General features: G+C 71.6%; 15 protein-coding genes and 2 pseudogenes. 9 read left to right on the top strand and 8 right to left on the bottom strand.

The window, feature by feature from the left end; genetic code table 11:
- The first annotated feature begins 177 nt into the window (after nucleotides 1–177).
- The 5 genes from QCN29_RS27570 to nudC all read left to right on the top strand — a co-directional run bounded on the left by QCN29_RS27570 (nucleotide 178) and on the right by nudC (nucleotide 11,042).
- Entirely contained in the window at nucleotides 178–3,921 is a 3,744-nt protein-coding gene (locus QCN29_RS27570) for a UvrD-helicase domain-containing protein (protein WP_279931541.1), read from the top strand.
- 90 nt (nucleotides 3,922–4,011) lie between these two features.
- Nucleotides 4,012–4,818 carry a hypothetical protein gene (locus tag QCN29_RS27565; RefSeq protein WP_279931539.1) on the top strand — a complete coding sequence of 269 codons (807 nt, stop codon included), beginning with the start codon at nucleotides 4,012–4,014 and terminating at the stop codon, nucleotides 4,816–4,818.
- Nucleotides 4,819–4,899: 81 nt separating this feature from the next.
- A complete protein-coding gene (locus QCN29_RS27560; RefSeq protein ID WP_279931537.1) occupies nucleotides 4,900–8,601 on the top strand; it encodes a UvrD-helicase domain-containing protein in 3,702 nt (1,233 codons plus the stop codon).
- A gap of 10 nt (nucleotides 8,602–8,611) precedes the next feature.
- Nucleotides 8,612–10,039, top strand: coding sequence for a dipeptidase (locus QCN29_RS27555; protein ID WP_279931525.1), 1,428 nt, complete (start codon nucleotides 8,612–8,614; stop codon nucleotides 10,037–10,039).
- Nucleotides 10,040–10,076: 37 nt separating this feature from the next.
- Nucleotides 10,077–11,042, top strand: coding sequence for an NAD(+) diphosphatase (gene nudC / locus QCN29_RS27550; RefSeq protein WP_279931523.1), 966 nt, complete (start codon nucleotides 10,077–10,079; stop codon nucleotides 11,040–11,042).
- Between the two features lie 34 nt (nucleotides 11,043–11,076).
- Here nudC and QCN29_RS37200 read toward each other — a convergent pair.
- From QCN29_RS37200 to QCN29_RS27515, 8 genes and pseudogenes are all read right to left on the bottom strand, one after another.
- A pseudogene (locus QCN29_RS37200) lies at nucleotides 11,077–11,154 on the bottom strand (NrdH-redoxin); the annotation flags it as partial.
- A 67-nt stretch (nucleotides 11,155–11,221) separates the two neighbouring features.
- Nucleotides 11,222–12,076 carry a hypothetical protein gene (locus QCN29_RS27545; RefSeq protein WP_279931521.1) on the bottom strand — a complete coding sequence of 285 codons (855 nt, stop codon included), beginning with the start codon at nucleotides 12,074–12,076 and terminating at the stop codon, nucleotides 11,222–11,224.
- A gap of 27 nt (nucleotides 12,077–12,103) precedes the next feature.
- Nucleotides 12,104–12,751: pseudogene (locus tag QCN29_RS27540) on the bottom strand (JmjC domain-containing protein); the annotation flags it as partial.
- 14 nt (nucleotides 12,752–12,765) lie between these two features.
- The gene (locus QCN29_RS27535; protein WP_169748831.1) at nucleotides 12,766–12,903 is read right to left on the bottom strand and encodes a hypothetical protein; all 138 of its coding nucleotides are present in this window, start codon (nucleotides 12,901–12,903) and stop codon (nucleotides 12,766–12,768) included.
- A 406-nt stretch (nucleotides 12,904–13,309) separates the two neighbouring features.
- Nucleotides 13,310–14,143: a helix-turn-helix domain-containing protein gene (locus QCN29_RS27530; protein ID WP_279931518.1), complete on the bottom strand. Its 834-nt coding sequence runs from the start codon at nucleotides 14,141–14,143 to the stop codon at nucleotides 13,310–13,312.
- Nucleotides 14,140–14,652 (bottom strand): DUF6879 family protein, encoded by a 513-nt coding sequence (locus QCN29_RS27525; protein ID WP_279931517.1) that lies wholly within the window; start codon nucleotides 14,650–14,652, stop codon nucleotides 14,140–14,142. Before QCN29_RS27525 ends, QCN29_RS27530 begins: the two co-directional genes overlap by 4 nt.
- A complete protein-coding gene (locus QCN29_RS27520; protein ID WP_279931515.1) occupies nucleotides 14,636–14,848 on the bottom strand; it encodes a hypothetical protein in 213 nt (70 codons plus the stop codon). The genes QCN29_RS27525 and QCN29_RS27520 overlap by 17 nt, the downstream gene beginning before the upstream one ends.
- A gap of 284 nt (nucleotides 14,849–15,132) precedes the next feature.
- Nucleotides 15,133–15,390: a mycoredoxin gene (locus tag QCN29_RS27515; protein WP_240134833.1), complete on the bottom strand. Its 258-nt coding sequence runs from the start codon at nucleotides 15,388–15,390 to the stop codon at nucleotides 15,133–15,135.
- A gap of 250 nt (nucleotides 15,391–15,640) precedes the next feature.
- Here QCN29_RS27515 and QCN29_RS27510 point away from each other — a divergent pair, with 250 nt between their 5' ends.
- From QCN29_RS27510 to QCN29_RS27495, 4 genes are all read left to right on the top strand, one after another.
- Entirely contained in the window at nucleotides 15,641–17,758 is a 2,118-nt protein-coding gene (locus QCN29_RS27510; RefSeq protein ID WP_279931565.1) for an ATP-dependent DNA helicase UvrD2, read from the top strand.
- Nucleotides 17,759–17,923: 165 nt separating this feature from the next.
- Nucleotides 17,924–18,244: a hypothetical protein gene (locus QCN29_RS27505; protein WP_240134836.1), complete on the top strand. Its 321-nt coding sequence runs from the start codon at nucleotides 17,924–17,926 to the stop codon at nucleotides 18,242–18,244.
- A 174-nt stretch (nucleotides 18,245–18,418) separates the two neighbouring features.
- Entirely contained in the window at nucleotides 18,419–18,787 is a 369-nt protein-coding gene (locus tag QCN29_RS27500; protein WP_279931513.1) for a WhiB family transcriptional regulator, read from the top strand.
- Nucleotides 18,784–19,107, top strand: a complete 324-nt coding sequence (locus QCN29_RS27495; RefSeq protein WP_240134839.1) for a hypothetical protein — start codon at nucleotides 18,784–18,786, stop codon at nucleotides 19,105–19,107. The genes QCN29_RS27500 and QCN29_RS27495 overlap by 4 nt, the downstream gene beginning before the upstream one ends.
- The last annotated feature ends 85 nt before the right edge of the window (nucleotides 19,108–19,192 follow it).

The raw sequence follows: 19,192 nt of genomic DNA, 5'->3' as shown, positions 1-19,192 counted from the left end.
CGGTGCGGGCGCACGCCGTTCCGTACGGAGCAGGGAAGCGCGTGCGGGCCCGGACGCGGGCACGGCCGACTGCGCGTCCCCCGCGGGCTGACGTAGCGTCTCTGAGTCCGTGCGGCTCTCCCCGCGGCGCGAACCGCACTCTCCGCATCAGCACACCCACCAGGACCGGCGATCCACGTGAGCTCCTCCTCCACCACCGGGCGTACGCCATACGCACCGCACCAGCGACAGGCGCGGCGGCGGACCCCTGGCGCATACCGGCTGGTGCGCACCCCGCCGGCCCGGCCCGAGCCCCCTCTCCTGGACGCAGCCCAGCGGGAGGTGGTTGACCACGGCGAGGGCCCGCTGCTGGTGCTCGCGGGCCCCGGGACCGGAAAGACCACCACCTTGGTCGAGGCGGTCGCCGCCCGGGTGGCGCGCGGGGTCGACCCGGAGAGGATCCTGGTGCTCACCTTCAGCCGCAAGGCCGCGGCGGAGCTGCGGGACCGGATGGCGGTACGGCTGGGGGGAGTGCAGGGGCCGCCGGCGACGACCTTCCACTCCTTCTGCTACGCGCTGGTGCGGGCGCATCAGGACGCCGAGCTGTTCGCCGAGCCGCTGCGACTGCTGTCCGGACCCGAACAGGACGTCGCCGTACGGGAGCTGCTGGCCGGTCAGCTCGACTTCGAGCGGGCCGGCGCGGCCCGCATACGCTGGCCGGACGAACTGCGCGCGGCTCTGACGACGCGCGGCTTCGCCGACGAGGTGCGGGCGGTGCTGGCGCGCAGCCGGGAGCTGGGCCTCGGGCCCGGCGCCCTGGCCCGGTTCGCGGACCGCACCGGCCGCCCCGACTGGGGGGCGGCCGCGGCGTTCCTCGCCGAGTACCTCGACGTGCTGGACCTGCAGGGCGTTCTCGACTACGCCGAGCTGGTACACCGTGCGGTCCTGCTGGCCGAGCGGGTGGAGTTCCCGGACGAGGCGTTCGGCTACGACGCGGTCTTCGTGGACGAGTACCAGGACACCGACCCCGCCCAGGTGCGGCTGCTCCGGGCGCTGGCGGGCCGCGGCCGCACACTCGTCGCCTTCGGCGACCCGGACCAGTCGATCTACGCCTTCCGGGGCGCGGACGTGAACGGCATCCTCGACTTCCCGGACGCCTTCCGCCGCACCGACGGCCGGCCCGCCCCGGTGGCGGTGCTGACCCGCTCCCGCCGCAGCGGCGCAGACCTCCTGGCCGCCACCCGGCTGCTGACCCGCCGTATGCCGCTGCCCCGGCTGCCCGCGGACAAGGCACGGGCCCACCGGGAGCTCGCCGCCGTGGGGGAAGGCGGCCGGGTGGAGGCGTACACCTACCCCACGGCCTCCGCGGAACTCGACAACATCGCGGACATCCTGCGCCGGGCCCACCTGGAAGACGGCGTCCCCTGGAACCAGATGGCCGTCCTCGTCCGCGCCGGCGGCCGCACCATCCCGGCGGCCCGCCGCGCCCTGACCGCCGCGGGCGTCCCCGTCGAAACGGACGGCGCGGACATCCCCCTCCGCCATGAACCGGCCGTCGCCTCCCTCCTGACGGCCCTCCGCGTATCAGCCACGCTTCCCACGCCCGGAACGGGCCCCGAACAGCCTTCACAGCCTTCACCGCCTTCCGGTGATCCGGCCGAGCCGTCGGCCTCTGCGGCGGGTTCTGGCGGGCGCTTGCCGGGGGGCGTCGAGCCGTTCGACGCGGCGGTGGGCGCGGCTGCTCGCGGGTCTTCGTCCGTTGGTCATCCGGCGGGCCCGGCCGAGCCGTCGGCCTCTGCGGCGGGTCCTGGCGGGCGCTTGCCGGGGGGCGTGGAGCCGTTCGACGCGGCGGTGGGCGCGGGGAGCGGCAGCTCGGACGGAGCGCCCGCCTACGCCGAGGGCAGCGTGCCGGGGCCGCCCGAGTCCGGTCCCGGCGGCGCCGGGGGTGTTCCGTCCGGCGACGCCGACGGCTTCGCCGGGGAGCCGGCCGGGGCGCGCCGCGAGGCGGGCGCGCCGGAGTCCGGGGCGGAGCCCCGGTTCCGGGAAAGGGCGGGGTGGGGGAACGACCCCCTCGACCCCGAGACCGCTCTCACCCTCCTCACCTCGCCCCTCGGCGGCATGGACACCGCCGACCTCCGCCGCCTCGCCCGCGCCCTGCGTGACGAGGAGCGGGCCGCGGGCAACAAGCTGCCGCCGCCTTCCGACCGGCTCCTCGCCCGCGCGCTCGCCGAACCCGAGCGGCTCGTCGTGCACGACCCCGCGTACGCCCGCGGCGCGCAGATCCTCGGCGCGCTTCTGCACAAGGCGAAGGAGCTCCTCCACGGCGGCGGCACCGCCGAGGAGGCCCTCTGGCTGCTGTGGAACGGCACGTCCTGGCCGCAGCGCCTGCACCGCGCCGCCCTGCGAGGCGGCGCGGCCGGCCGCAACGCCGACCGCGACCTCGACGCCGTCTGCGCCCTCTTCGACGCCGCCGCCCGCGCCGAGGACCGCACCGGCGGCCGCGGCGTCCTCAACTTCCTCGAAGAGCTCGACGCCCAGGACATCGCCGCCGACACGCTCGCCAAGCGCGCCGTACGCCCCGACGCCGTACGCCTGATGACCGCCCACCGCTCCAAGGGCCTCGAGTGGCGGCTTGTCGTCGTCGCGGGCGTGCAGGAGGGACTGTGGCCCGACCTCCGCCGCCGCGGCTCCCTCCTGGAGGCCGACCGCATCGGCCGCGACGGCCTCGCCGAACCCCTCACCCCGGGCGCTCTCCTCGCCGAGGAGCGCCGCCTCTTCTACGTCGCCGCCACCCGCGCCCGCGACCGGCTCGTCGTCACCGCCGTCAAGGCCCCCGCCGACGACGGAGACACCCCTTCCCGCTTCCTCGCCGAACTCGGCGTGGAGCCGAAGGACGTCGCCGGCCGCCCCCGCCGCCCTCTCGCCGTCGCCCCGCTCGTCGCCGAACTCCGCGCCGCCACCGTCGACCCGGAGGCCTCTTCGGCCCTGCGTGAGGCCGCCGCCCGCCGCCTCGCCCGCCTCGCCGCGCTCTCCGACGACGAGGGCCAGCCACTGGTGCCCGCCGCACACCCGTTCCGCTGGTGGGGGCTGGACGAACCCACCCGCAGCGCCGTTCCCCTCCGCGACCGCAGTCACCCGATCGTGTTGTCCCCAAGCTCCCTGGAGAAGCTCGCCGACGGCGCCTGCGCCCTGCAGTGGTTCCTCGGCCGCGAGGTGAAGGCCGACGCCCCCGCCACCGCCGCCCAGGGCTTCGGCAACGTCGTGCACGTCCTCGCCGACGAGGTCGCCTCCGGCCGCACCCCCGCCGACCTCGCCGTCCTGATGGAACGGCTGGACACGGTCTGGGACGCCCTCGCCTTCGACGCCCCCTGGAAGTCGCGGCAGGAGAAGGAACACGCGCGCGCCGCCCTCGAACGCTTTCTGCGCTGGCACGTCATGGACCGCGGTGGCCGCACACCCGCCGCGACCGAGCACCCCTTCGACGTGACCCTGGAGGCAGGCCCGTACGAGGTGCGGATCCGCGGCTCCATGGACCGCGTGGAGACCGACGGGCACGGCCATGCGTACGTGGTCGATTTCAAGACCGGCAAACAGGCTCCGACCAAGGACGAGGTCGCGGCCCACCCGCAGCTCGCCGTCTACCAGCGGGCGGTCCGCGAGGGCGCGGTGGACGATGCGTTCGACGGCCGCCGCCCCGAAGCGGCGGGCGCGGAACTGGTCCAGCTCCGCCGGCCCGCCCCCCAGAAGGAGGGCGGCGAAGCCCTCCCGCGCGTGCAGTCCCAGGCGCCCCCCGCCGACGCCTGGGTCGGCGAGCTCCTCGCCGGCGCCGCGGGCCGCGTCCTCGACGAGCGCTTCACCCCCACCGCCGGTTCGCAGTGCGAGAACTGCGCCTTCCGCTCCTCCTGCAGCGCCCGCCCCGAGGGCCGCCATGTCGTCGAGTGACGCGAATCACGATTCGGCAGTGCATCCATATGGCTGGAACGCGAGTCCGATGGTGCGGCATAAGCAGCACCTAAATGGGGAGCGCGAACGGTGAACAACCGGAAGTTTCTGGTCACGGCGACGCTGTGTGTGACAGCGGCCATGGGCCTGGCCGCCTGCGGCGGCAACAAGGACGGCGAGAACAAGAAGGCCGACGCCGCCGCGTCGACGCCCGCAGCGTCTCCGTCGCCGAAGGCGACGGAGAAGCCGGACCCGTTCGCCGGGCTCACCGCCGACCAGATCGCCGACAAGGCACTCGACACGACCAAGGCCGTGGACTCCCTGAAGGTGAAGGGCTCCAAGAAGGCGGACGGCGAACTGATGCAGTTCGACGTGGCCATCACCCAGAAGGGCGACTGCGGCGGCACCCTGCACTCCGGCGGCAGCAGCGCGGACATACGAGTGGTGGGCAAAGCGGCCTATGTGAAGGGCGACGAGAAGTACTACCAGGAGATGGGCGAGGAGGACGGCACCTCCGCCGAGGAGGCCGCCGGCATAGCCGAGCTGTTCAAGGGCCGCTGGATCAAGATCCCCGAGGACGAGAGCGACCCGGACGACCTGGCCGCCATGTGCGACGTGGACACCCACCTGGAGCTCGCGGACCGCTCCAAGACCGGCCTCGCCAAGGGTGAGGACGCCGACGTCGACGGCAAGAAGGCCGCCGTGCTCACCAAGAAGGCCGGAGCGGAGACGTTCACCTACTACGTGGCCAAGGACGGTGAGCCCTACCTGCTCAAGTTCACCTCCGAAGGCGGCAAGGAGCCCGAGTCGGTTCAGTTCGCCGACTTCAACGCGTCCCTCACCGTCGAGGCGCCGCCCGCCGACCAGGTCCTTGACCCGGCCAAGCTGGGCGGCTGACGCACACCCCCCGCCAGGCTTCGGGGCCGCTGACAGCGCCGGCTTCAGGCGCTGTCAGCGGCCCCTACTAGCCTCTTGCAGGTGACCGCACGCATCACCGACCCCGAGCAGCTCAAGGAGCTCCTCGGCATCCCCTTCACCCCGGAGCAGACGGCCTGCATCACCGCGCCGCCCGCCCCGCAGGTCATCGTGGCCGGAGCCGGCTCGGGTAAGACGACGGTCATGGCGGCGCGGGTGGTCTGGCTCGTCGGCACCGGACAGGTCGCCCCCGAGCAGGTCCTCGGCCTCACCTTCACCAACAAGGCCGCCGGCGAGCTCGCCGAACGGGTCCGCACCGCTCTCGTCCGCGCCGGGGTGACCGACCCCGACACCCATGAAGCACCCGGCACGCCCGGCGGCCACCCGGACGCCCCGCAGGGCGAGCCCCGCATCTCCACCTACCACGCCTTCGCCGGACAGCTGCTGACCGACCACGGCCTCCGCATCGGCCTCGAACCGACCGCACGGCTGCTCGCCGACGCCACCCGCTACCAGCTCGCCGCCCGCGTGCTGCGCGAGGCCCCCGGGCCGTACCCCTCCCTCACCCGCTCCTTCTCCCTCCTCGTCGCCGACGTGCTCGCCCTTGACGCGGAACTCGCCGAACACCTCGTACGCCCCGAGCAGCTCCTGGCCCACGACAGCGAGCTGCTGCGCACGCTCGAGGACTCCAGGCTGACCAACGCCGATCTGCGCAAGGTCCCGGAGGCAGCCGCCGCCCGCCGCGAGCTGCTGGAGCTGACCGTCCGCTACCGCGAGGCCAAGCACGCCCGCGACCTGCTCGATTTCGCCGACCAGATCGCCCTCTCCGCGGAGCTCGCCCTCACCCGGCCAGAGGTCGGGTCGATGCTGCGCGACGAGTTCCGCATCGTCCTCCTCGACGAGTACCAGGACACCTCCGTCGCACAGCGGCTGCTGCTGTCCGGCCTGTTCGGCCAGGGCACCGGCCACGCCGTCACCGCCGTCGGCGACCCCTGCCAGGCCATCTACGGCTGGCGCGGCGCCTCGGTGGCCAATCTGGACGACTTCCCCGCCCACTTCCCCCACGCCGACGGCCGCCCCGCCACCCGCTACGCCCTCAGCGAGAACCGCCGCAGCGGCGGCCGCCTCCTCCAGCTCGCCAACGGCCTGGCGGCACCCCTGCGCGCCCTGCACGAAGGCGTCGAGGCGCTCCGCCCCGCCCCCGGCGCCGAACGCGACGGATCCGTCCGCTGCGCCCTGCTGCCCACCCACGCCGAAGAGCTCGAATGGCTCGCCGACCAGATCGCCCACCTCGTGCGCACGGGCCGGGAACCGGGCGAGATCGCCATCCTGTGCCGCACCGCTGCCGACTTCCCCCGCATCCAGGGCGCCCTCGTGGCCCGCGACGTCCCCGTCGAAGTCGTCGGCCTGTCCGGGCTGCTGCATCTGCCCGAAATCGCCGACCTGGTCGCCATGTGCGAGGTCCTCCAGGACCCCGGGGCCAACGCCTCGCTCGTCCGGCTGCTCACCGGCCCCCGCTGGCGGATCGGCCCCCGCGACCTCGCCCTGCTCGGCCGCCGCGCCCGGCTGCTCGTCCACCGCGAACGCGCAGCCGACGACGCCGACGCGGACGAGCGGCTCGCCGCCGCCGTCGAAGGCGCCGACCCCGCCGAAGTGATCTCCCTCGCCGACGCCCTCGACACCTTCCTGGCCACGGCCGCGCCCGACGAGGACGACGACCGCCTGCCCTTCTCCGCCGAGGCACGCGTCCGCTTCGCCCGCTTCGCCGCCGAACTGCGCGAGCTGCGCCGGGGCCTCGCCGACCCCCTGATGGACGTCCTGCACCGCGTCCTCGCCGCCACCGGTCTGGAGGTCGAGCTCTCGGCCTCCCCGCACGCCCTCGCCGCCCGCCGCCGCGAGACCCTCTCCGGCTTCCTCGACATCGCCGCGGGCTTCGCCGCCCTCGACGGAGAGGCCACGCTCCTGGCCTTCCTCGGCTTTCTGCGCACCGCCGCCCAGTACGAGAAGGGTCTGGACAACGCCCTGCCGGGCGGCGAGAACACGGTCAAGGTGCTCACCGCCCACAAGTCCAAGGGGCTCGAGTGGGACGTCGTCGCCGTTCCCGGGCTGGTCGCCAAGCAGTTCCCCAGCGAGCAGCCGCGCGAGGCGTGGACCGCCCAGGCCAAGGTCCTGCCGCACCCGCTGCGCGGAGACGCGGCCACCCTACCCGTGGTGCCGTCCTGGGACCCGAAGGGGATCAAGGCGTTCAAGGAGGCGCTGAAGGACCACCAGCACACCGAGGAACTGCGCCTCGGATATGTCGCCTTCACCCGGCCCCGCTCCCTGCTGCTGGGCTCAGGCCACTGGTGGGGGCCCACCCAGAAGCGGCGGCGCGGCCCCTCGCCGTTTCTCCGGGAGCTGTACGAGCACTGTGCGCAAGGCCATGGAGAGATCGAGGCCTGGGCGGACGAACCGGCCGAGGACGCGGAGAACCCGGCCCTGCGGGACGCCGCCGCCGAGCAGCCCTGGCCCCTGCCGCTCGACCCCGGCTCCTTCGCCCGCCGCCGCGAGGCCGCCGACACCGTCCTGGCGCACCTCGCCCGGACATCCGCGCAGGAGCCAGGCTCCGAGCCGGCTCCCGGCGCCGCATCCGGCTCCGGACGCTGCGCGGAGCGGGCGGCCGCGCCCGATGACGGCCCCGTACCCGATGACGACCCCGTACCCGACGACGCACCGGAACCGGACTGGGGCGACTGGGGCCACGTGGACGACTGGGACGGCGAGGCAGAGGTGCCCGGCCTCCGGGACCCCGGTCCATGGGACCCCGAGCCGTCCGGCCCCGGTCCATGGGACCCCGAGCCGTCCGGCCCCGAACCATGGGACCCCGAACCGTCCGGCCCCGAACCATGGGAAGCCGGCGCTCCATGGGACCCCGAGGCCCCGGAGGACGGTCGCGGGACCGGTGAGGACCATGCGCCCGTCGCCCTGCCGGCACCCCGCCACGCCCCTCCCACCGACACTTCTCTTCCGAACCTCACCCCCGAGGACGCCCGCACCATCGCCTCCTGGGACCGCGACCTCGACGCACTCGCCGGGGAACTGCGCCGCAGTCGCGCCGCCGTGCACGACGTCCTCGTACCGCCCTCCCTGTCCGCCTCCCAGCTGCTGCGTCTCGCCGCCGATCCCGACGGCTTCGCCGAGGAGCTGGCCCGCCCCATGCCCCGGCCCCCGCAGCCCGCGGCCCGCCGCGGCACCCGCTTCCACGCCTGGGTCGAGTCACGCTTCGAGGCGCTGCCGCTGCCGATGCTCGGCCCCGACGAACTGCCCGGCGGCGACGAGGACGACCCGGAGATCGCCGACGAGCGCGACCTCGCCGCCCTCAAGGAGGCCTTCGAACGCACCCCGTACGCCCACCGCACCCCCTACCGCGTCGAGGCCCCCTTCCAGATCACGCTCGCGGGCCGGGTCGTGCGCGGACGGATAGACGCCGTCTACCGCACCGATGCGCCCCCCGCGGCCGACGCGGCCGCCGGACCCGGCGCACCGCAGTACGAGATCGTCGACTGGAAGACCAACCGCCGCCACACCGCCGACCCGCTCCAGCTCGCCGTCTACCGCCTCGCCTGGGCCGAGCAGCACGGCATCCCCCTGCAGGCCGTGACCGCCGCCTTCGTCTACGTCCGCAGCGGCGAGGTGGTCCGCCCCGACGCCCTGCCCGGCCGGGCCGAGCTGGAGCGCATCCTGCTGGGCGAGACGGCGGACGAGACGGCCCCCCGGGCCCGTTAGGCTCAAGAGCATGAGCCCTACCCCGGACAGCGCCGTCCGACAGTACGTCCGGCAGCACCGCACAGCCTTCCTCGACGACCTCGCCGACTGGCTGCGCATCCCGTCCGTGTCGGCACAGCCCGAGCACGCGGCGGACGTACGGCGCAGCGCCGACTGGCTCGCGGAGAAGCTCAAGGAGACCGGCTTCCCGATCACCGAGGTCTGGACCCCGGACGGCTCCGGGGACGCCGCCCCTGCCGCGCCCGCCGCTCCCGCCGTCTTCGCCTCCTGGCCGTCCGACGACCCGGACGCGCCGACGGTCCTCGTCTACGGCCACCACGACGTACAGCCCGCCGCCCGCGAGGACGGCTGGCGCACCGACCCCTTCGAGCCGCAGACCGCCGACGGGCGGATGTACGGCCGCGGCGCGGCCGACGACAAGGGGCAGGTCTTCTTCCACACCCTGGGGCTCCGCGCCCATCTCGCCGCCACCGGCCGCACCGCGCCGGCCGTCAACCTCAAGCTGCTGATCGAGGGCGAGGAGGAGTCCGGCTCCCCGAACTTCCGCACCCTCGTCGAAGCCAACGCCGCCCGCCTCACCGCCGACGCGGTGATCGTCTCGGACACCGGCATGTGGTCCGAGACGACCCCCACCGTGTGCACCGGCATGCGCGGCGTCGCCGACTGCGAGATCGCCCTGTACGGCCCCGACCAGGACATCCACTCCGGCTCCTTCGGCGGCGCGGTCCCCAACCCGGCCACCGCCGCCGCCCGCCTCGTCGCAGCCCTGCACGACGCCGAGGAGCGCGTCGCCGTTCCCGGCTTCTACGACGGCGTCACCCCGCTCACCGACGCCGAACGAGAGCTCTTCGCCGAGCTCCCCTTCGACGAGGCGTCCTGGCTGCGCACCGCCAAGTCCCACGGCACGCTCGGCGAAGCCGGCTACTCCACCCTGGAGCGCGTCTGGGCCCGCCCCACCGCCGAGGTCAACGGCATCGGCGGCGGCTATCAGGGCCCCGGCGGGAAGACGATCGTGCCGGCCTCCGCCCGGATCAAGCTGTCCTTCCGCCTTGTGGCGGGCCAGGACCCCGAGAAGATCGAACTGGCGGTGCGCGACTGGGTCGCCGCGCAGCTTCCCCGGGGCATCCGCCACGAGATCGAGTTCGGCGCCCCGACCCGCCCCTGCCTGACCCCGCTCGACCACCCCGCCCTGCAGTCGGCAGCCCGCGCCATGTCCCGTGCCTTCGACGGCCAGAAGGTCCGCTTCACCCGCGAGGGCGGCTCCGGGCCGGCCGCCGACCTGCAGGACGTCCTCGGCGCGCCCGTCCTCTTCCTCGGCGTCTCCGTCCCCTCCGACGGCTGGCACGCCCCCAACGAAAAGGTCGAACTGGACCTGCTTCTCAAAGGAGCGGAGAGCGCCGCCCATCTGTGGGCTGACCTGCCGAACGCCCTTCGCTGAGCTGACACCCAAACCACCAGGGGGAGTTGGAAGTACCGTGAGCACCGACAGCTACGCCACCGCGAGCCGCGCGGCGGACCTCGCCGCCCCGATCAGCCTCACCGCCCCCAGCGGCATCGACCGCGAGGCGCACCACCGCCTCGACGAGGCCTGGCTGGCGGCGGCGTGGAGCCACCCCACGACCCGGGTCTTCGTGGTCTCCGGCGGACAGGCGCTGATCGACGACACCCCCGACGGCCGCACCGAACTGGTCATGACCCCCTCGTTCGAGGCCCCCGTCACCGAGACCCACCGCTACTTCCTGGGCACCGACGCCGACGGGGTGCGCTACTTCGCCCTCCAGAAGGACGCCCTTCCGGGCCGTATGGACCAGTCCGCGCGCCCCGCGGGCCTGCGTGAGGCCGGGCTGCTGCTCTCCCCGCGCGACGCCGGACTCCTCGTCCACGCCGTCGCCCTGGAGAACTGGCAGCGGATGCACCGCTTCTGCTCCCGCTGCGGCGAACGCACCGTCATCGCCGCGGCCGGGCACATCCGACGCTGCCCGGCCTGCGGCGCCGAGCACTACCCCCGCACCGACCCGGCCGTCATCATGCTCGTCACCGACGACGAGGACCGCGCGCTCCTGGGGCGGCAGGTCCACTGGCCCGAGGGCCGCTTCTCCACCCTGGCCGGTTTCGTCGAGCCCGGGGAGTCCATCGAGCAGTCAGTGCGCCGAGAGGTGTTCGAGGAGGCGGGCGTCACGGTCGGGGACGTCGAGTACATCGCCAGCCAGCCCTGGCCCTTCCCCTCCAGCCTGATGCTCGGCTTCATGGCCCGCGCCACCTCCGCCGAGATCGACGTCGACGGCGAGGAGATCCACGAGGCGCGCTGGTTCTCGCGGGAAGAGCTGCGGGCCGCGTTCGAGTCCGGGGAGGTCCTGCCCCCCTACGGCATCTCGATCGCGGCCCGCCTGCTCGAGCTCTGGTACGGCAAGCCGCTCCCCAAGCCGGGAGAGCTCACCTGACCCCTGACGGCCTCTGACCCGGGATCGGCGCCGCTCAGACGCCGATCTTCTGCTTGACCTGGGCCAGCGAGGGGTTGGTCAGCGTCGAACCGTCCTCGAAGACGGGCCTTGGGTCAAGGCGCATCTCCGGGGCTACCTCGTGCCGGCACATCGGTGAGAGGCCTGAGACAGGGGCGCAGTCAGGCACTCACCTCGGAGTGCACCGGGACGGGCGGGCGCACTCCGGTGAGGGCTTCCGCGCGGGCAACCAGGCGGGGTGCAAGGTCGGGGTACCAGCCACGGGCTACGGCTTGCAGCATCTCGGCCAGGGCCGCGAGTTCCCCGATTCGGCCGGCGGGGGTGTCGAGGATCGGCGCAAACTCCTTGCGGATGCGGGCGGCTACGTCGGGCACGAGCAGGCTGTTGGCATGGAGGAGCCCGGCGTCATAGCCGAAGGGCACCAAGCCCCACCGCTCCCAGTCCAACAGGCACAGGGGCGTGGCGGTGAGATTGCCCCAGTGGAGGTCACCGTGTCCGGTCACCCGCTCCACCTTGGCGGGGGCCGGGACGCCGAGGAACTGGGGGAAGGCCCGTTCGATCCAGCCGTCGCGCACGGTGACCTTCACCCCCTCCGCTTCAGTGAGCACGGCAAGGGATCGGCGAAGGTCCGCCCACCACTCGTCAGGCAACCCAGGGTCGTGGTCGATGTCGGCTCGGTCCGGGGACACGATGGGTTGCGTGACGTGGTCGAGGACTTCTGCCTCGAAGGCCCACTCGCCGTCAGTCCAATCGTGCACCTCGTACAGGCGCGGGCGCGGGACAGCGTCGGGCACGAGCAGGGAGGCCCCGACGATGCCCTCCCCCTGCTTCCTGCCCACATTGCGCTTCGCCGTCCGGCTGACCCGTAGCCATCGGTCTCCGGCCCGGCGTCCGAGGGTGACACCGAGGAAGCCCCACGCCAGCGGACCCGTGCACGTCAACCCCAGAGCCTTGGCCACCCGGTCGTGGGCGGCCTCCATCAAGGCCTGTACTTCCTCATTCAGAGGCGAGTTCATCCATCACCTTCGTGAGTTCCCGGGCCGTTCAGTCCCCTGGTCAGCGGTGACCGAGTGCCACCAGCCGCGCGGCAGATAGAGCACATCACCCGGGGACAGAACGAGGTCCGCCACCGGCTGGCCCTCCGGCTCCTCCGGCGACTCCACGTCCCGGAACGTGGGGGCCTCACGGGTCATCCCGTACAAGGGCCACCGCTTCGAGCCGTGCAACTAGACCACGACAACGTCATGGTCGTCCCAGTGGAGGCCGAATCCCTCCCGCTCGGTCCACGACGCGTACACGTTGGCCTGCACTGAAGTCCCGAGGAAGCGCTCAAGCCCCTCAGCGGCCACGCCCACCGTGGGGTGGATCTTCTCCACCGCATCGAGGACCAGCGACGCCCCGCCCCTGAGCTGGGCGTGGAAGTCGGACGGCTGGATACGGGACCAGGTGACCGCACGGCGGTTCGTGGTCGGGATCGCGTAGCGGTGCAGTGGAACCATCTCGCCGTCGACCGACAGGCGTAGCCGGGACGGTTCCAGCCGCTGCGTAGCGGTGATCCGGTTCAGGTCGTCCCAGGAGAACAAGCCCGCCATGTCGGCGGCCCCGGGGAAGTGGGCGTATGAGCGGTGGTACGTCTGGGAGAGGAACGTGTCCCCGCCCAGACGCCCCGCCCACGAGGCTGCATCAAGCAACGTGGGCGCTCCCGTCAGTCGTTGCCGTCGGAACGGCCACTGCTGACGTCCGACTCCTGCTCGGCGCGGGTGCGCGCGGCTACGATCTTCCGCTTCGCGACGAGCAGGCCACCCCCCTCGGGGGCGACCGAAGTGGTGTTCTCCTCCACCATCGGACTTACCTCTCTCTTCGGGGACTCCCACCGGGATTCCGGCAGGAAGCAAAGGGACAGCGGCGAGCGCTGCGGACGCCGACCTCGGTGGCGACAGGCGCCCGTGCACCGAGGGCACCCGCACGGCGGGTACTTGGTCGGCGAACCCAAGATCACTGCGTTGCGCGGGTTCACCGTCACCATGCGGACCGGGCCGTACGTCCGGCCGCCGTCGTATGACACCCGGAGAGTCATGCGCCCGGTCATGAGCACAGACCACCGTCAGTGCCGAACGTCCGCCGGTACTCCAGCAACGGGCCAAGACCGTCGCGGACCCACTTCTCGTTTCGCTCGGTCGCTGTCATGGGGGAAATGATTGACCTGGAAAGCGGCGGCTGTGTAGTTCTTTCCCGTCATGGATTAAACATCATGAACGGCAGGCAGCTGACCATGACACCAATAGGGCTCTGGCTTCCTCATCGAAAAGCGCATAGCCCTCCAGTGTGGAGAACAAATCGAGATGCATTTCGATGTCTCTGGGATCTCTCAGGATCACGACACCGGTGGTGTTCTCAACGGTGGCCAGGGTGTTGTCATAGACGGTAAACGTGTCCATCGGAGCCATCGGCTTGTATCCCGCTATCGGGATGACGCCGAGCTTTACATTCGCCATGTGGGTCAGCGAAGCCAGCCGGTCAATCTGCAACGCCATCGCAGCCGGTGGCAGGAGCGGCCACCGCACAGCCTGCTCAGTGAGAATGAAAGTGAACCGCTTCGTCGTGTCGTAAAGAACCTCCTGCCGCTCCAGCTTCCTCACGATCGTCTTTGTGACATCGGCTGGAGAGTGGGCAAGGCTGGCTCGAATGTACTCAGGCGTGGACAGGAGCCCGGTAATCATCGACAACAGAAAGAAACGGAACTCCGTAGACGAGGATTCCAGCGCGGCAAGTTCGGTCTGCTTCTTCTCCAGGCCCCTCCGGCGCAGCGAGCGCAGGTCTTGCCACTCGGTATTGGCCAGCCTCGCGAGGGCAATGACATCCTCGATGACCTCGGGCGGAGCGATAACAGCTCGAAGGATTCTCTCCAGGTCGAGCAGGCTCGGCTGGACTTTCCCATTCTCGATCCGACTGATCTTCGATTGGGACATGTTGCAACGCCGAGCGAGCCGGTCCCCAGTGAGGCCGGCTCGCTTGCGCAGTTCTTTCAGCAGGGCCGCCAGTTCCCGTTTCGGCTGCCCCAACTGTTCAGGATCGATCGTCACCCGCTCACGTACTCCAGGAACGGGACGGATTCAGCAATGGCGATCCGCTTCCACTGCCGATACGGCTCAGGATCACCCTCGTACAGTTCCCGATTGATCTGCGTTCCGTCCGGCCGATAGTTCATCAGGACCACCTTGGACTCGTCGAACATCCAGAAATCCTGATCCGGCAGACCTGGGTTCTCCCGGCCGGTGAGATCGAGGATGCGGATATCCTCACCCACCTTTACATGGTGCCGGTAGTAATACTCGAACTCGAACCGAACGTAGTCCGAGAGCGGGCGGGTCACGATGTGCACCCTGCCGACGCTCTTGCCTTCCGAGGCCCACTGCCGAACCTCGCCCATCCAGCCCGAGGTGTAATCGTCCGGCGACTTTTCCCCGGCGAGAAAGCGCTTCAACTTCTCCGCTTCCTGGGGCATGGTGTAGACGGGCAGCGTCTCCAGTCGCCACGCCTCGCGCTCCATGGAGTCGAAGCAGTCATTCCACGCGTCACCATCCAAGAGCACGGACGGCCTCCCTCAGAACGTCCTCGGGAATCTTCACCAGCGCCTCACCGGCCGGAGGCTGGAACGCGGCGCACTGATCGCCCTGAACGACGATTCCGCCGTCCCTCTCGTCACGGTAGACATTCGGGCAGTCCTTCTCTCCGCATTCCCCAGTGCCCGTGCCGGTGAGACGGGTGAGCGCCGCACGTTCAGACATGCCAAACCCCCTCGCTCTGGCCCTGTTGGGGCCGACCGACCACGACGGTAGAGGGGGTGACACATCGTGTCTATGCATGCACGCGACTATGCGCGTTGTTGCATAAACAGGTGGTCAGGGCGTCTCGCTCCCGCCGCGTGCAGCCAGATCGCCGTGCCGTCGCGCGCCCTGTCCTTGTGAGACTTATGCCTGACGGCCAGCGAGGGGGCGTACCGGCTGGCGGTTGCGCCCGGACACGAGAGAGCCCCCGCCGTAGCGGGGGCGTCCTCTATGTAGGGCGCGGCTCAGACCGCGAGCGCCTGCTTCACCTGGGCAAGGCTCGGATTCGTCATCACGATGTCGTCGCCGCCGTTGGGGGGAACTACCAGAACCGTCGGCACGGTCTGATTGCCTCCGTTGGCCTTCTCGACGAAGGCCGCCGACGCCGGGTCCTGCTCGATGTTGATCTCGGTGTACGCGATGCCCTCGCGGTCCATCTGGCTCTTCAGCCGGCGGCAGTAGCCGCACCACGTGGTGCTGTACATCGTCACGGTCCCCAGCATCGTCTCTCGCTCTCGTCACGGTCCGGGACGTAGGACCCGGCTCGGCCAACACCCCACGGGGGTATTCCGGGGGCTCGTTTCCCCGCGTAGAACGTACGGGACCCGGCCGCCATTCCCGTATTCGTACGACTGCGTCCCCACGGCTGTGGACGACCGTCCCACCCGCCCGATGCGGACCTGGCAGCATGGCGGGGTGACAGCAGCAACGCACCTCTCCCATTTCCCGCAGGTCCCCGAGTCGGCCGACGCGGTGCTCGAGGGGCTCGACCCCGAGCAGCGCGAGGTCGCGACGGCGCTGCACGGCCCGGTGTGCGTGCTGGCAGGCGCCGGCACGGGCAAGACGCGCGCCATCACCCACCGCATCGCCTACGGGGTGCGCGCCGGGATACTCCCGCCCGCCAGCGTCCTCGCCGTCACCTTCACCAATCGGGCCGCGGGCGAGATGCGGGGCCGGCTGCGGCTGCTCGGCGCGGGGGGCGTCCAGGCCCGCACCTTCCACTCGGCCGCACTGCGCCAGCTCCAGTACTTCTGGCCGAAAGCGGTCGGAGGCGAGCTGCCCCGGCTGCTGGAGCGCAAGATCCAGCTTGTCGCCGAGTCCGCCGCCCGCTGCCGAGTCCGGCTGGACCGCAACGAGCTGCGGGACGTCACCGGCGAGATCGAATGGGCGAAGGTCACCCAGACCGTGCCCGCCGACTATCCCGCCGCAGTCGCCAAGTCCCACCGCGACGCCCCGCGCGACACGGCGGAAATCAGCCAGCTCTACGGCGCCTACGAACAGCTGAAGCGCGACCGCTCGGTGATCGACTTCGAGGATGTGCTGCTGCTCACCGTGGGCGTCCTCCAGGACCGGCACGACATCGCCGACCAGGTCCGCCGCCAGTACCAGCACTTCGTGGTGGACGAGTACCAGGACGTCAGCCCCCTCCAGCAGCGACTGCTCGAGCTGTGGCTCGGCGATCGCGACAGCCTCTGCGTCGTCGGCGACGCCAGCCAGACGATCTACTCCTTCACCGGGGCCACCCCCGACCATCTGCTGAACTTCCGCACCCGTCATCCCGACGCCACGGTCGTCAAACTGGTCCGTGACTACCGCTCCACACCTCAGGTGGTCCATCTCGCCAACGGGCTGCTCGACCAGGCCCGCGGCCGCGCCGCAGAGCACCGTCTGGAGCTGATCTCCCAGCGCGACCCCGGCCCGGAGCCCGTCTACAGCGAGTACGCGGACGAGCCCGCCGAGGCCGAGGGCACCGCCCGCCGCATCCGCGAGCTGATCGAGGCGGGCGTCCCGGCCGGAGAGATCGCCGTGCTGTACCGGGTCAACGCGCAGTCGGAGGTCTATGAGCAGGCCCTCGCCGACGCGGGCGTGCCCTACCAGCTGCGCGGGGCCGAGCGCTTCTTCGAACGGCAGGAGGTGCGCGAGGCCGGCGTCGCCCTGCGGGGGGCCGCCCGTGCAGGGAGCAACGACTCCTTGCTCGACGATGCGGAGGACCTGCCCGCCCAGGTCCGTGCGGTGCTCTCTGCCAAGGGCTGGACCGCCGAGCCGCCCGCGGGTTCCGGGGCCGTGCGCGACCGCTGGGAATCGCTGGCCGCGCTCGTCCGCCTCGCCGAGGACTTCGCCCGGGCCAGGCCGGAGGCGTCACTCGCGGATCTGGTGGCCGAGCTGGACGAGCGTGCCGCCGCCCAGCACGCGCCCACGGTCCAGGGCGTCACCCTCGCCTCACTCCACTCTGCGAAGGGCCTGGAGTGGGACGCGGTGTTCCTTGTCGGCCTCACCGAGGGCATGATGCCGATCACCTACGCCAAGACGGACGAACAGGTGGAGGAGGAGCGGCGGCTGATGTACGTCGGCGTCACCCGCGCCCGGCTGCATCTGTCCCTGTCCTGGGCGCTGTCCCGCTCGCCGGGCGGACGCGCGAGCCGTCGCCCCACCCGGTTCATGAACGGGCTGCGGCCCGGCTCCACGGCCTTCGGCGCACGGAGCGCCGGGGGCGCGGGAGGCGTCGAGCGCGGCAGCGGCGGCCGTCGCAGGCGCCGGGGCCCGGTGCTGTGCCGCGTCTGCGGCAAGACGCTCACCGACGCGGGTGAGATGAAGCTGATGCGCTGCGAGGACTGCCCCTCCGACATGGACGAGGCGCTGTACGAGCGGCTTCGCGAGTGGCGCTCGGACCAGGCCAGGGAGCTGGGCCAGCCCGCCTACTGCGTCTTCACCGACAAGACGCTGATGGCGATCGCCGAGGCCACTCCGGGCAGCGAGGGGGAGCTCGCCGCCATCTCCGGAGTCGGCGGCCGCAAGCTGGAACGCTTCGGCGCCGATGTGCTTGCCATCTGCGCAGGCCAGGACGTTGGGGGAGGCGACGGGGAGGGCTGATGCAAACTCGTCGAAAAAATAGTTTGCGCACGCCCCAGCCGTCCCCATAGGTTCTTAACCACGGAAACAGCGACTTCTCTGAAGCGCTGCCTCCGTGTTGTACTTATCCGAATACGCGCGACCGGCCCCGGCCGGTCCCCGAGACGCCGAGAGGAGGCGATTGAAGTGATCAGCATCAAGACCAGCACCGTCAGCACCGCCAAAATGACCGATCGCTCGGTCGTCTCCGCGTGCTTGCTCGGCCTCTCCTTCTCGTTCTCCGGCACCCGTATGTCCGGCGGCTGCGCCGTGCCTCCCGTGTCCGGCCTGGGCGGCCTCCCCGTCCGGGAGCGCAATGAGCGACCGACCAAGGCACTGGAAGCAGGAGCAGCAGCGGCGCAGGCCCGGGCCTATGCCTTTGCGGCGGCCAGTGCCGAGATGGACCAGACGCAGCACCACACGAAGTGGGCCTTCCGTGGGCTCGAACCCTGGAGTGATCCAGCCTGACTGAGACTCAGGCCGGCGCCTTCAGGGCCGCGGAACCCCACCCGGGATCCGCGGCCCTTCTGTTTTCCCCGAACGGGGAGAGCGGAGTTGAAGGGGCCTCGGGACAAGAAACACCCGGTACCAGCCTCCCCCCGGCCGACCGGCCGGGCCGACCAGACGAGGAACGACACCACCGTGCAACTCGAAGCGCACGCCCCGTCCGTACCGACCGCCAAGACCGTCCCCCCGCCCGTCCCCACGGAGGACTCCACCTTGTCCCCGCTCACCACGCTCACCGCTCTCGACGACGCCATCGAGAACCTCGGCGAGTCCGTGCCCTGCCGCTCCTACGACCCGGAGGTCTTCTTCGCCGAGTCTCCGGCAGACGTCGAGTACGCCAAGTCCCTCTGCCGCACCTGCCCGCTGATGGAGGCCTGCCTCGCAGGCGCCAAGGAGCGGCGTGAGCCGTGGGGCGTCTGGGGCGGAGAGCTCTTCGTCCAGGGTGTGGTCGTCGCCCGCAAGCGGCCGCGTGGCCGCCCGCGCAAGAACCCGGTCACGGCATGAACGCCACCGGAACGATCGATCGCCCCCTCACGCACAACCCCCAGAAGCAGGCCCTCATGACCTCTTCCACCAGCGAGCCCGCGCGCTCCGCGACCCAGAACTTCAACACCATCGGTGCGAACACCTCGCGCCAGAACAGGACCCGCGAAATGCAACTCATCCCAGAAGCCCTGGCCCGTGCGCATATGCACGACCGCCTGCGGGAGGCCGACCGCGACCGCCTGGCCGTACGCCTGGCCGCCGCGCGCCGGATGCAGCGCCGCGCCGAGCGTGTCTCCATGCGCGCCCGCCGTGCGCTGGCCCTGGCGATCATGAACTGACCGCCGGCGGCTGTACGTCTGAGGAACCCTAGCGGGGGCCGGTCGAACGGACCGGCCCCCGCGGTGCGTTGTCCCTGCACCCGGT

The sequence above is a fragment of the Streptomyces chengmaiensis genome (assembly GCF_029846775.1).
GTDB classification, from domain to species: domain Bacteria; phylum Actinomycetota; class Actinomycetes; order Streptomycetales; family Streptomycetaceae; genus Streptomyces; species Streptomyces chengmaiensis.
This window is presented reverse-complemented; position numbering and strand designations above follow the sequence as displayed.